The sequence below is a fragment of the Pseudomonas sp. UMAB-08 genome, from assembly GCF_900095225.1.
GTDB lineage: Bacteria > Pseudomonadota > Gammaproteobacteria > Pseudomonadales > Pseudomonadaceae > Aquipseudomonas.
In genome coordinates this window covers 3,392-17,755 of record NZ_LT607420.1, presented here as the reverse complement: position 1 = coordinate 17,755, position 14,364 = coordinate 3,392, and the positions used below count along the sequence as shown (strand labels likewise).

Annotated in this window: 8 protein-coding genes; 6 read left to right on the top strand and 2 right to left on the bottom strand. The window is 58.7% G+C overall.

All coding sequences use genetic code 11. The features are described from left to right. Nucleotides 1–5 precede the first annotated feature (5 nt). The 5 genes from aceE to msrA all read left to right on the top strand — a co-directional run bounded on the left by aceE (nt 6) and on the right by msrA (nt 9,890). Nucleotides 6–2,651, top strand: a complete 2,646-nt coding sequence (gene aceE / locus K0F75_RS13510) for a pyruvate dehydrogenase (acetyl-transferring), homodimeric type (RefSeq protein WP_219062376.1) — start codon at nt 6–8, stop codon at nt 2,649–2,651. Between the two features lie 154 nt (nt 2,652–2,805). Then, the gene (gene aceF / locus K0F75_RS13505) at nt 2,806–4,446 is read left to right on the top strand and encodes a dihydrolipoyllysine-residue acetyltransferase (protein ID WP_219062375.1); all 1,641 of its coding nucleotides are present in this window, start codon (nt 2,806–2,808) and stop codon (nt 4,444–4,446) included. A 239-nt stretch (nt 4,447–4,685) separates the two neighbouring features. Next, nucleotides 4,686–6,122, top strand: a complete 1,437-nt coding sequence (locus K0F75_RS13500; RefSeq protein WP_219062374.1) for an alkaline phosphatase D family protein — start codon at nt 4,686–4,688, stop codon at nt 6,120–6,122. A 271-nt stretch (nt 6,123–6,393) separates the two neighbouring features. Then, a complete protein-coding gene (locus tag K0F75_RS13495; RefSeq protein ID WP_219062373.1) occupies nt 6,394–9,087 on the top strand; it encodes a bifunctional diguanylate cyclase/phosphodiesterase in 2,694 nt (897 codons plus the stop codon). Nucleotides 9,088–9,242: 155 nt separating this feature from the next. Beyond that, nucleotides 9,243–9,890 carry a peptide-methionine (S)-S-oxide reductase MsrA gene (gene msrA / locus K0F75_RS13490; protein WP_219062372.1) on the top strand — a complete coding sequence of 216 codons (648 nt, stop codon included), beginning with the start codon at nt 9,243–9,245 and terminating at the stop codon, nt 9,888–9,890. A gap of 81 nt (nt 9,891–9,971) precedes the next feature. On the opposite strand, the gene K0F75_RS13485 is transcribed toward msrA, so the two are convergent. Together K0F75_RS13485 and K0F75_RS13480 are read right to left on the bottom strand one after the other, a co-directional pair. Further along, a complete protein-coding gene (locus K0F75_RS13485; RefSeq protein ID WP_219062371.1) occupies nt 9,972–11,075 on the bottom strand; it encodes a GlxA family transcriptional regulator in 1,104 nt (367 codons plus the stop codon). A gap of 480 nt (nt 11,076–11,555) precedes the next feature. After that, complete coding sequence (locus tag K0F75_RS13480) at nt 11,556–12,932, bottom strand: L-serine ammonia-lyase (RefSeq protein ID WP_219062370.1); 1,377 nt, start codon at nt 12,930–12,932, stop codon at nt 11,556–11,558. 478 nt (nt 12,933–13,410) lie between these two features. Here K0F75_RS13480 and K0F75_RS13475 point away from each other — a divergent pair, with 478 nt between their 5' ends. Continuing rightward, nucleotides 13,411–14,358, top strand: coding sequence for a choline ABC transporter substrate-binding protein (locus K0F75_RS13475; RefSeq protein WP_219062369.1), 948 nt, complete (start codon nt 13,411–13,413; stop codon nt 14,356–14,358). Nucleotides 14,359–14,364: the final 6 nt, after the last annotated feature.

Below are 14,364 nucleotides of genomic sequence, written 5' to 3'. Positions count from 1 at the left end.
AAGCCATGCAAGACCTCGATCCCGTCGAAACCCAGGAATGGCTGGACGCCCTGGAATCGGTTCTCGACAAAGAAGGCGAAGACCGTGCTCACTATTTGATGACCCGTATGGGCGAGCTGGCCACCAGAAGTGGCTCACAGCTGCCTTACGCCATCACCACGCCCTACCGCAACACGATCCCCGTTACCCATGAAGCACGCATGCCTGGCGACCTGTTCATGGAACGCCGCATTCGCTCGTTGGTGCGTTGGAACGCGTTGGCAATGGTTGTCAAAACCAACCTGCATGACCCTGACCTGGGCGGTCACATCTCCAGCTTCGCCTCCAGCGCGACGCTGTATGACATTGGTTTCAACTACTTCTTCCAGGCCCCGACCGACGAACATGGCGGCGACCTGATCTACTTCCAGGGTCACGCTTCGCCGGGCGTTTACGCACGTGCGTTCATGGAAGGCCGGATCACCGAAGACCAAATGAACAACTTCCGTCAGGAAGTCGACGGCAAAGGCCTGTCGTCTTATCCACACCCGTGGCTGATGAAAGATTTCTGGCAGTTCCCGACTGTGTCCATGGGCCTTGGCCCGATCCAGGCGATCTACCAGGCACGCTTCATGAAGTACCTGGAACACCGCGGCTACATCCCTGAAGGCAAGCAGAAAGTCTGGTGCTTCCTGGGCGATGGCGAGACCGACGAGCCGGAATCCCTGGGTGCAATCTCCCTGGCCGGTCGTGAAAACCTCGACAACCTGATCTTCGTCGTCAACTGCAACCTGCAACGTCTCGACGGCCCGGTTCGCGGTAACGGCAAGATCATCCAGGAACTCGAAGGCGTGTTCCGTGGCGCTCAATGGAACGTGACCAAAGTGGTCTGGGGCCGTTTCTGGGACCCACTGCTGGCCAAAGACGTCGACGGCATCCTGCAACGCCGGATGGACGAAGTGGTCGACGGCGAGTATCAGAACTACAAAGCCAAAGACGGCGCATTCGTGCGTGAACACTTCTTCAACTCGCCTGAACTCAAGGCCATGGTTGCAGACCTGTCCGACGACGAAATCTGGAAGCTCAACCGTGGCGGCCACGACCCGTACAAGGTCTACGCGGCGTACCACGAAGCCGTCAACCACAAGGGTCAACCGACCGTGGTTCTGGCCAAGACCATCAAGGGTTACGGCACCGGTGCGGGCGAAGCGAAGAACACCGCGCACAACACCAAGAAAGTCGACGTCGACAGCCTGAAAAGCTTCCGTGACCGTTTCGACATTCCGGTCAAAGATGACCAACTGGAAAGCCTGCCGTTCTTCAAACCCGAAGAAGGCAGTGCCGAAGCCCGCTACCTGAGCGAGCGTCGTGCCGCACTGGGCGGTTTCGTGCCACAGCGTCGCGCCAAGAGTTTCGATCTACCGACTCCGCCACTGGAAACCCTCAAGGCTATCCTCGACGGTTCCGGCGATCGCGAAATCTCCACCACCATGGCGTTCGTGCGGATTCTGTCGCAACTGATCAAGGACAAAGAGATCGGCCAGCGCATCGTGCCGATCATCCCGGACGAAGCCCGTACCTTTGGTATGGAAGGCATGTTCCGCCAGCTGGGCATCTACTCGGCCGTCGGCCAGCTCTACGAGCCAGTCGATAAAGAACAAGTGATGTTCTACCGCGAGGACAAGAAAGGTCAGATCCTCGAGGAAGGCATCAACGAAGCAGGCGCCATGTCCTCCTTCATCGCTGCCGGTACGTCCTACAGCACTCACAACCAACCGATGATCCCGTTCTACATCTTCTATTCGATGTTCGGGTTCCAACGTATCGGCGACCTGGCCTGGGCCGCTGGCGACAGCCGCACCCGTGGCTTCCTGGTTGGCGGCACGGCCGGTCGGACCACGCTCAACGGCGAAGGTTTGCAGCACGAAGACGGTCACAGCCATATCCTGGCCTCGACCATTCCGAACTGCCGCACGTTCGACCCGACCTACGGCTATGAATTGGCGGTGATCATCCGCGAAGGCATGCGCCTGATGTTCGAAGAGCAGCAGGACGTTTTCTACTACCTCACCGTGATGAACGAATCCTACGTGCAACCGGCCATGCCGGCTGGCGTCGAGGAAGGCATCATCAAGGGTATGTACCTGCTCGAAGAAGACACCAAGGAAGCGGCGCACCACGTCCAGCTTATGGGGTCGGGCACCATCCTGCGTGAAGTGCGTGAAGCGGCGAAAATCCTGCGCGAGCAGTTCAACGTCGGCGCGGATGTCTGGAGCGTTACCAGCTTCAACGAACTGCGTCGCGACGGCCTGGCCGTAGAGCGCAGCAACCGCCTGCACCCGGGTCAGAAGCCTGCATTGAGCTACGTGGAAGAATGCCTCAGTGGCCGTAAAGGTCCGGTGATCGCTTCGACCGACTACATGAAACTGTTCGCTGACCAGATTCGTCAGTGGGTACCGACCAAGGAATACAAAGTCCTGGGCACTGACGGTTTCGGCCGCAGTGACAGCCGCAAGAAGCTGCGTCACTTCTTTGAAGTCGACCGTAACTTCGTGGTGCTGGCAGCTCTGGAAGCCTTGGCTGATCGCGGCGATATCGAACCCAAGGTGGTGGCTGAAGCCATCGTCAAGTTCGGCATCGACCCTGAGAAACGCAACCCACTGGACTGTTAAGAGTCTGTTTTCAGATCGCACACAGCGCTGATGAGGTGCGCGAAGCAGTAGAGGGTGCGGAATTTACATCGGTAAATGAGCACCCAACGCTGTTTTCGTCTCAACTGAAACCAGTGCAGTCGAGAGTGAACAGGTTCTCCGAAGGAGAGAGATTGTGAGTGAGCTAATTCGAGTACCCGACATCGGCAACGGTGAAGGTGAAGTCATTGAATTGATGGTCAAGGTCGGCGATCGCATCGAAGCCGATCAGAGCATCCTGACACTGGAGTCGGACAAGGCGAGCATGGAAATCCCTGCGCCTAAAGCCGGCGTCATCAAAAGCATGAAAGTGAAGCTCGGCGACCGCCTGAAAGAAGGCGACGAGCTGTTCGAACTGGAAGTTGAAGGCGACGCGGCGGCTCCTGCACAAGCGGCTCCCGCTGCGGCCGCACCTGCCGCTGCCGCGCCAGAAAAAGCGGCGCCTGCCGCCGCGTCGGCACCGGTTGCCGCGCCAGCTGCCGCTGCCAGCGAAACCGTCCAGGACATCCATGTTCCGGACATCGGCTCGTCGGGCAAAGCCAAGATCATCGAGTTGATGGTCAAGGTCGGGGACACCATCGTCGCTGATCAATCGCTGATCACGCTCGAATCCGACAAAGCCAGCATGGAAATTCCTTCGCCCGCTGCCGGCGTGGTCGAAAGCATCAGCGTCAAGCTGGACCAGGAAGTCGGCACCGGCGACCTGATCCTGAAATTGAAAGTGGCAGGCGCAGCAGCACCCGCCGCCGCACCGGCTCAGGCTGCTGCTCCGGCCCCAACCGAAGCGGCCGCACCCGTAGCCGCCTCGGCACCAAAAGCCGAAGCCGTTGCTCCAGCCGCCGTGGCACCCGCGAAAGACGGCGCCAAGGTTCACGCTGGCCCGGCCGTTCGCCAACTGGCCCGTGAGTTCGGGGTAGAACTGAGCGCGGTCGGCTCGACCGGCCCACACGGTCGCGTGCTCAAAGAAGACGTACAGGTTTACGTCAAGGCCATGATGCAGAAGGCCAAGGAAGCTCCGGCTGGTGGCGCTACCGGGGGCGCGGGTATACCGCCGATCCCGGTGGTCGATTTCAGCCGTTATGGCGAAACCGAAGAAGTGCCAATGACTCGCCTGATGCAACTCGGCGCATCAAGCCTGCACCGCAGCTGGCTGAACATTCCGCACGTGACTCAGTTCGACCAGGCCGACATCACCGAACTGGAAGCTTTCCGCATCGCCCAGAAAGCTGTCGCAGAGAAGGCCGGCGTCAAGCTGACCGTCCTGCCACTGCTGCTCAAGGCGGCTGCGCATTTGCTCAAGGAACTGCCGGATTTCAACAGCTCGTTGGCGCCAAGCGGCAAAGCGATCATCCGCAAGAAGTACGTGAACATCGGCTTCGCCGTGGACACGCCGGAAGGTCTGCTGGTGCCGGTCATCAAGAACGTCGATCAGAAGAGCCTGCTGCAATTGGCCGCTGAAGCTGCCGCTCTGGCAGAAAAAGCGCGCTCCAAAAAGCTCTCCGCCGATGACATGCAAGGCGCCTGCTTCACGATCTCCAGCCTCGGCCACATTGGCGGCACCGGCTTCACGCCGATCGTCAACGCACCGGAAGTGGCGATCCTTGGCGTGTCCAAGGCCACTATCCAGCCAGTCTGGGACGGTAAAGCCTTCCAGCCGAAACTGATGCTGCCACTGTCGTTGTCCTATGATCACCGCGTGATCAACGGCGCTGCGGCTGCGCGCTTCACCAAGCGCCTGAGCGAGCTGCTCGGGGATATCCGCACGATGCTCCTGTAAAAAAGCCGGCAGGCCCGTTTCCCCGGGCCTGCCGAGCACTGTTTTCCGAGCTGCCACGCTCGTACCTCAACCCCGCCAACTTGGCGGGGCTTTTTTTGCCCGCCAAACCGGTTTTCCTACAGCACGCATCGTCAGCAGCCGCACACGCTGTAGCCCTTCATGAGGCGATTTTTTTCCTGTCCGCCCTAGAATCAATGAGGTGCCATGCACCCACCAATTTGATTTGAAAGGATTCAATCATGGAAATACTCAAGCCCACTGTCGGCCCTGTCGTTGGCCATACCACCTCGCAACAATGCCGAATTTTTCTTCGCAGCAAAAAAAGCGACTCGCAAACCCCTCATTTCAGCGTTGTACGTTACCGAGCCAGTCACAGCCCTGACTGGTCTGAACCTGTGTTCAACCAACTGATGCCCTACAACGACATGACGGCGGTGATGATCCTCGATGGCCTCTATGACAACACGGTCTATGAGTATCAAGCAGGCTGGTTCAGCGCTGAAACAACCCTGGACAATGTCGCCCTGCAAAGCAGCGGCAAACTGAAGTGGCCCAGCAGCAACTATGTCTTCAAGACTGCCACGCGCGATCCAAAAGCCGAGCGTAACTTCATCGTCGGCTCATGCCGTTATATCCATACCCTGAGGGGCAGCGGTGGAGTGGGCCTGTGGCCGGATCTGGGCGACCAGATGTTCAAAGTGATGTTCGACAAAGTCACCCGAAAGAAAATGCCCATTGATGCCATGTTCATGGTGGGTGATCAAATCTATGCCGACGACCTCAACCTGATCAACCCGGCAGCGGCGCTGGAAGACTTCTTGAGCCGCTACCGGGTCGCGTTCAGCCAGGAGGGTATCGGCAAAATGATGAACAACGTGCCCACCTACATGATCCTCGACGACCATGAGATCGAGGACAACTGGCCCGCCAAGGCCACCCCGCAAGACATGGAGATGCTCTACCCCGCAGCCATCACGGCGTACAGCATCTACCAATGCAGCCACAGCCCCCTGTACGACGTGAGGAAGAGCGGAGACATTTCCGGCTCGGTCATCCCGAAGAAATTTTGGTACACCGTCACCAACGGCGTATCCGACTGGTTTGTCATGGACGTCCGAACCGAGCGTAAATTGCACACCACGCCACCCGAAATGATTGGCACAGTGCAAATGGCCGCCCTGCTCGACGGGTTGAAAACCAGCCAGGCGCGGGTCAAGTTCGTGGTCACGCCGGTCATGTTTTACCCGGACCTCCAATCAGACGATGGCGACAGCTGGAAGTCGTTCCCGGAACAACGTAACCAGATTCTCGACTACATTCGCTTCAATAAAATCCAAAACGTCGTATTCGTTTCCGGCGACGTTCATTGTTCGCTGGTCAGCAAACTGACCCATTCGGCCGAACCCGACTTTAGCGTGCACACCATCGTGTCTTCGCCGCTGTACAAAATCCCGCTTTTGGCGACGTATGCTAACGCCTATGAATCGGACTTCATACTGAATGGGCCGGTGAGCATCGTGGACGACGGTGCTTACAACAGCCAACTGATCAGCCGCATTCACAGCGAAGACAACTTTGCCTATGTGAGCGCGAATGAAAAAGAAGTTCAGGTGCAGTTCTTTGGCAAAAATGGCCAAACCCTGGAAAAACAGCCGCTCATCATTGCGTTGGACTAACAGGCCGCGACTCTCCTCTTTGCAGGCAAGCCAGTACCTATACATCCTGCACAGAGCTTGCGGGTACTGGCTTGTATGCTAAGTGTCATATTTGGAACACCCCAAGAGTCCCGGAAAATACTGCAACTCGATACGCCAATCGATACGATTTATAGCACTAAGCCACTGCCCTCCCTTGTCAGCCTGAGCTGCATGATGCAACCTTGGCGCACGCGACGAAAAAGAGGGCGTAAGCCCGTGCGCGATCAGCATTCTGGAAGCGAGTTTCTTAATGAAAAGCCAGCCCGATGCCGTCGGTCGAACCGCGGTCGAGGTAGTCACGCAATTACCGGTGCCTTCGCGGCTCGGTATGTTGCGTTTCGAACGGCTGAATGAAGCTAGCTGGGCGCTGCTGTATCTCGATCCCAATTGCGAAAAGCAGTTTGGCCTGCCCGCCGTAGACCTTTGCGCCCTCATTGGCTCGCCTTATGCCAGCCTGATGGAGCCCGAAGCGCGCTATCAGATGCATGACGACATCCAGCTGCAATTAGCCAACAGCCCGTTCTATCTGATCCGCTATACGCTGCACACCGCCGTTGGCCCAATCAGCCTGCTGGAGATGGGTGAGGGCTTTAAGCAGCATAACCGCCACCTGCTACGCGGCTACATCATCGTGGTCGAAGGCCTGTTCGGTGACAGCGGCCCTGCATCAGACCCGGATCTGGAAAACCAGAACAACCGCCTGCAAATTTCCCTTGAGCTCAACCAGCGTGCCCAGCATGAGCAATTGCTGCATCTGGAGCGTGTTCGCGCTCAGCAAAGCCTGATCCTGCGCCTTACCCGCCATCGCTACAGCAGCCAAAACACGGTTCAGGAAGCGGCCCAGCTGATCACCCAAAGCGCCTGCGAAATCTATAACATCGCCTGCGCCAGCATCTGGAACCTCAACGACCAGCGCCTGGAGCCGATTGCCGCGTTCAATCGCGACACGGGCGACTGTCTGCTGCCGCAACCCATCGACGCCAGCCTGTTCCCGAACTACCTGGATGCCCTGCACACCGGCCGCGCCATTGATGCCAATGACGTCTCACTGGACCCGCGCACCCGCGAGATGGCCGAAAGCCTGAAGCCTCGGGACATCAATGCGATGCTCGATGCCAGTATCCGTGTCGATGGCAATGTCGTCGGCGTGCTGTGCCTGGAACAAACCGGCGCCCCGCGCCTCTGGCAGGCCGATGAAATAACCTTTGCCGGCGAGTTGGCCGACCAATTCGCGCAAGTTCTCAACAACCACAACCGACGCACCGCCACCAGCGCCTTGCATTTGTTCCAGCGTGCCGTGGAACAAAGCGCCAACGCCTTCTTGCTGGTCAATTGCGACGGGGTGGTTGAATACGTCAACCCGAGCTTCACCGCGATCACCCAATACACCACCGAAGAGGTTCACGGCCACCGGCTGTCAGATCTGACAGCGCTGGAAAACCTCAACGAATTGCTGCTCGACGCCAACTCCAGCCTGGCCAAAAGCAACAGTTGGCAAGGCGAGTTCAAGAGCCGTCGCAAAAACCTGGAACCCTATTGGGGGCAACTTTCGATCTCCAAGGTATATGGCGACAATCGTGAGTTGACCCATTACATCGGCATCTACGAAGACATCACCCAGACCAAGCTGGCACAGCAGCGCATCGAGCGCCTGGCCTACACCGACAACCTCACCAGCCTGGGCAACCGACCGGCGTTCATTCGCAACCTCGATGAGCGCTTCGCCCGTGACAGCGACACGCCGATCAGCCTGCTGCTGGTGGACATCGACAACTTCAAACGCATCAACGACAGCCTTGGCCATCAGACGGGTGACAAACTGCTGATCAGCCTTGCTCGGCGCCTGCGCAACAGCCTGAGCCCCAGCGGCAGTCTGGCGCGGTTTGCCAGTAACGAGTTTGCCGTACTGCTGGACGACACCGATCTCGACGCCGGCCAGCAGATCGCCATTCAGGTGCTCAAGACCCTGGATAAACCGATGTTCGTCGACAACCAGTTGATCAGCGTCACCGGTTCCGTGGGCCTGGCCTGCGCGCCACTGCACGGCCGCGATCCGCAAACCCTGATGAAGAACGCTGGCCTGGCTCTGCACAAGGCCAAGGCCAACGGCAAACATCAGGTACAAGTATTCACAGAAGCCCTCAACGCAGAGGCCAGCTATAAGCTGTTCGTCGAGAACAACCTGCGACGCGCCTTGACCCAAAACGAGCTGGAAGTGTTCTACCAACCCAAGCTGTGCCTGCGCAGTGGACGGTTGCTGGGGATGGAAGCGCTGTTGCGCTGGAATCACCCGGAAAAAGGCATGATTCGCCCGGACCAGTTCATCAGCGTTGCAGAAGAAACCGGCCTGATCATCCCCATCGGTAAATGGGTCGCGCGTGAAGCGTGCCGCATGAGCAAGCAACTGACCGCTGCCGGGCTGGGGCTCTTGCACGTTGCGATCAACCTGTCGCCCAAGCAGTTTTCCGATCCGGACCTGGTGTCTTCGATTGCCACCATCCTCAAGGAAGAGCGTCTGGCAGCGCCCTTGCTGGAGCTTGAACTCACCGAAGGTTTGCTGCTGGAAGCGACCGAGGACACCCGACAACAACTCGACTTCCTGAAAAGTCTCGGGCTGACCCTGGCCATGGATGACTTCGGCACCGGTTATTCGTCCCTCAGCTACCTGAAAAAATTCCCGATTGACGTCATCAAGATCGATCGCAGCTTCATCCGCGACATTCCGGACAATCAGGACGACATGGAAATCACCTCAGCAGTGATCGCCATGGCCCACAACCTTAAACTCACGGTCGTGGCCGAAGGTGTCGAAACCGCCGAACAGCTGGCGTTCCTGCGCCGCCACCGCTGCGACGTCGGCCAGGGTTACCTGTTTGACCGGCCGATTCCAGGACTGGAGCTGATCGACAAGCTCCGACGTTACCCTCGCGGCCCTCTGGCCTGACATCACCGCGCCTCTCCCTCCGCGTGCCCCGCCCCTTCCCTCGACCCTGAACAGTCGGGCAAACTGTCGGTCTATCGTCACTCACCCTCTATTAATCAGAAGCCCTGACTGACAACGCTTATCTGTTGTCTCGATCTATTCAGAGGATATGGCTCATGGTTTTGCGCTCGGAGATACTCGTGAACAAAAATGAACTGCCTACCGCCTCGCAGGCACTGCCAGGCCGTGAAACGCACATGACCGTGCCGGAAAAACATTTCGTCAACGGTAACCCGTTGCTCGGCCCGTTCCCTGGCACCGTGGATTTCGCGATTTTTGGCATGGGCTGTTTCTGGGGTGCTGAACGCCGTCTATGGCAGCAACCGGGCGTGTACAGCACGGCGGTCGGTTACGCCGGCGGCATGACGCCCAACCCGACATACGAAGAGGTCTGCTCGGGCCTGACCGGCCACAGCGAAGTCGTCCTGGTGGTCTACGACACCGAACACACGACCTACGAAGCACTGTTGAAAACGTTCTGGGAAGCGCACAACCCGACTCAGGGCATGCGTCAGGGCAACGACATCGGCACCCAGTATCGCTCGGTCATCTACTGCACCAACGAAACCCAACTCAAAGCGGCCCAAGTGAGCAAAGACGCATTCCAGGCCGAACTGGACAAAGCTGGCCTGGGCCGGATCACCACCGAAATCGAAGAAGCGCCGACGTTTTACTACGCCGAGGCGTATCACCAGCAGTACCTGGCGAAGAACCCGGCCGGTTATTGCGGGCTGGGCGGGACTGGCGTTTGTTTACCCGCGTGAGGATTTTCGGCGTCTGAAAAGACGCCTTCACGTGAATGAATCACTCCAGCAGGGTTGAGGGCCGCACGCTTGCCCTCTCAATCACAGCCGCACACTCGCAAACGTCGATTCATTACGCGCCTGGCTCAGCGCCGACAGTGGACCTGACAGCGGCGCCAGCACCAGTGCTTGCGGGATTGGCATCATCGCGACTTGCTGGGCGGTGTTGGAACCGACGCGCTCGTCACGCGGCGGGATGCCGAAGTATTCGCGGTAGCACTTGGAGAAGTGCGGCGTGGACACGAAACCACACACCGACGCCACTTCGATAATCGACATCGGCGTCTGCTTGAGCAGTTGCCGGGCGCGGATCAAGCGCAGCTTGAGGTAATAGCGCGACGGTGAGCAGTGCAGGTATTTCTGGAACAGCCGCTCCAGCTGACGCCGGGAAACGGTGACGTATACCGCCAGCTCGTCCAGGTCGATAGGCTCTTCAAGGTTGGCCTCCATCAACGCCACGATTTCCTGCAGTTTCGGCTGATTGGTGCCGAGCATGTGCTTGAGCGGCACACGCTGGTGATCCTGCTCGTTGCGAATACGCTCGTAGACGAACATCTCGGAAATCGCTGCCGACAGTTCGCGACCGTGATCGCGGCTGATCAAGTGCAGCATCATGTCCAGCGGCGCGGTGCCGCCAGAGCTGGTGAAGCGGTTACGGTCCAGGGTAAACAAGCGGGTGCTCATGGCAACACGCGGGAAAGCTTCCTGCATCGCGGCCAGGCATTCCCAGTGCACGCTGCAATCGAAACCATCGAGCAGGCCGGCGCAGGCCAAGGCCCAACTGCCGGTGCAGACAGCGCCCAGACGACGTGATTGGCGTGCCTGGCTTTGCAGCCAGCTGACGTGCTCGCGGGTCACGGTGCGCTGAATACCCACGCCGCCGCACACAATCACGGTGTCCAGGACGGGGGCCTTGTGCATGGAGGCGTCAGGGGTTATCTGCAGACCATCGCTGGCCCAGACTTGCCCACCGTCGACACTCAGAGTGGTCCAGCGATACAGCTCACGACCAGACAGCTGGTTGGCCATGCGCAACGGCTCAACCGCCGAGGCGAGGGAAATCAGCGTGAAATTGTCCAACAGCAGAAAGCCGATGGATTGCGGCGCGCGGTTCTGGGGTTGGGCCCCGGAGTTGAACGAAGTCATCACGGTATCTCCTCACACAAAGCGGTTGATGGCCTCAGGCGAGGCTCTTGTTATTGCCCATGCGATGGGGGGCTTTGTGATGACAACGCAATTGCCATGCCTAAAGTTGAATGGCCATTCAATAAAACCTGAAAACGACGTCGTGATGCGTCTATATAAGGACCCACGACTAGAGGGGTTATAAGCCGTAGACGCCTTATGCTGCGGGCTGATCCGGGAGGTTGAGCACTTCGGTAGCACTTGTGTGAAGTGCGTGCCTACCTAGACTAAAGGAGTGTCACTGCAGTGCACGAACCGACCAGCGGTAGGTGCTCAAGGCACCGCGCGCTAAAAGGTGGCGGTGCAGGTGGGCTGTGCCCATTGTAGGAGCAGGCCTATAACTATGCCTCCCGCCGCGATGGCAGTCTGTCCGACTAATCCGCCAAGCCAATCGCGGGCAAGCCCGTTCCTACAGAATTTGGGCTCGCCACAGATGTTGTCTCAACACTCGATGGCGCTGACCGCCAATCCGCCGCGCGAGGTTTCCTTGTATTTGTCGTGCATGTCAGCGCCCGTATCACGCATGGTCCGGATCACCCGATCCAGCGAGATAAAGTGCTGACCGTCGCCCCGCAATGCCATCTGCGCGGCATTGATCGCCTTCACCGCCGCGATGGCGTTGCGCTCGATGCACGGCACCTGCACCAACCCGCCGACCGGATCGCAGGTCAGCCCCAGGTTATGTTCCAGACCGATTTCCGCCGCGTTGCACAACTGCTCCGGAGTGGCGCCAAGAATGTCCGCCAATCCAGCCGCCGCCATGGCGCAGGCCGAACCCACTTCACCCTGGCAACCGACCTCGGCACCCGAGATCGAGGCGTTCTTCTTGCAGAGAATGCCCACCGCCGCGGCCGCCAGGAAGTAGTCGACCACATTGGCCTCGCTGACCTCCTCGCTGAACTTGACGAAGTAATGCAGCACCGCCGGAATAATCCCCGCCGCGCCATTGGTGGGTGCCGTGACCATGCGCCCACCGGCCGCGTTCTCTTCGTTGACGGCCAGGGCGAACAGGTTGACCCACTCCATGGCGCTGAGGGTCGAACCGATCACGTTAGGCTTGCCCAACTCCAGCAGGCTGCGATGCAAACGCGCAGCGCGACGGCGCACATTCAAACCGCCTGGCAGGATGCCTTCGTGCTTAAGGCCCTCTTCGACACAATCCTGCATCGCGCGCCACAAACGCATCAGCCCGCTGCGGATTTCCTCTTCGCTGCGCCAGACCTTTTCGTTGGCCATCATCAGCTCGGACACGCGCAAACCATGCTGCTGGCACAAGGCAAGCAGTTCGGCTGCGCTGGAGAAATCGTATGGCAGCACCGTACGGTCCATGTCCAGCACACCGCTTGCAGCCTGAGCTTCATCGACGACAAAACCACCGCCGACCGAGTAATACGTGTCGCGGTGCAGCTCTCCGTCCGCGCTTTCAGCAATCAGGGTCATGGCGTTGGGATGGAACGGCAGGTTTTCATCGATGAGCAGCATGTCGCGCCGCCACTGGAACGGGATGGGCAAGGCACTGTCCAATAGCAGCGTGTCGGTTTCCTTCAGGGTGGCGATGCGCAGCCCGATCTGCGACGGGTCGATAGCATCCGGCCATTCGCCCATCAACCCCATGATCACCGCATTGTCACTGCCATGGCCGATACCGGTGGCCGACAGCGACCCATAAAGCCGTACTTCAACCCTGACGACCTGAGCCAGTTGCTCACGCTCACGCAGCCCCTGAACAAAAAGCGCCGCGGCGCGCATGGGCCCCACGGTGTGTGAACTGGAGGGACCGATACCGATCTTGAACAGGTCGAACACACTGATAGCCATTACCGCAAACCCTCTGTAGTCGAGACTCCCGACGCCAAAGGCGCCCGGTGACGGAGCTGCTACGCTGAAGCTGCTATCCGCCGAGATGGGCGCATCATCAGGCTTTTATCGCGGCGTACGGCGTCTGACACCGACGTACCCATACCCACTAACGTCGCCGCTGATGGAGAGCATCCCGGCATGACGGTTTGCGACCGATCGGACCATCAAGGTGCCGTATCGACACCTGAAAAGTACCTTTTCGCCGGCTAAAAAATCTGTAAGCGACGTTGCCGACACTGGATACGACCCTGTATGTACTGGATGCGACGCCCCCTGTAGGCGTTTGTTTTTCACTGTTACATGATCAGTCTCGACTCGATTGCCAGGCGCAGTGGCAGAGCTGTTGCGTGACACGCCTCGCCATTCAGCTGCAACACACAAACCGCATCGGCCCCTACCGGCTGATGACGAGAAGAAAACACCTAGGAGTCCATCGATGAAAGGTTCCCAAACGTTGCTGTTGGCCGTTGCGCTGAGTCTGCCGCTGCTGGCGCAAGCTGCAGAACCGGCGCAGTGCGCGACCGTTAACTTCTCCGATGTCGGCTGGACCGACATCACCGTGACCACCGCAGTGACCAGTGCCGTGCTTGAGTCGCTTGGTTACAAAACCAAGACCACCATGATTTCCGTACCCGTGACCTACAAGTCGCTGGCCGACGGCAAGAACATGGACGTGTTCCTCGGCAACTGGATGCCGACCATGGAGAACGACATCAAGGCTTATCGTGATGCCGGCACCGTGGACACCGTTCGTCCCAACCTGGAAAACGCCAAGTACACCCTGGCCGTTCCTCAGGCGCTTTACGACAAAGGTCTGCATGACTTCGCCGACATCGCCAAATTCAAGAAGGAACTCGACGGCAAGATCTACGGCATCGAACCGGGTAACGATGGCAACCGCCTGATCCAGTCCATGATCGACAAGGATGCGTTCGGCCTCAAGGCCGCGGGCTTCAAAGTGGTCGAGTCCAGTGAAGCAGGCATGCTGTCCCAAGTGGATCGCGCCTCGCGTCGCAACACTGACGTGGTCTTCCTCGGCTGGGAACCGCACCCAATGAACACCCGCTTCAAGATGAAGTACCTGACAGGTGGCGACGACTACTTCGGTCCGAACTTCGGTCAGGCCACCATCTACACCAATACCCGCAAGGGCTACACCCAGGAATGCAGCAACGTGGGCCAGTTGCTGAAAAACCTGTCGTTCACCCTGAACATGGAAAGCTCGCTGATGGGCAACGTCCTGGACGACAAAATGAAGCCTGATGTAGCAGCCAAAGCCTGGCTGAAGAAGAACCCACAGATCCTTGATACCTGGCTCGCTGGCGTGACCACCATTGACGGTAAACCAGGCCTGGAGGCCGCCAAGGCCAAACTGACCCAGTAACCCGAG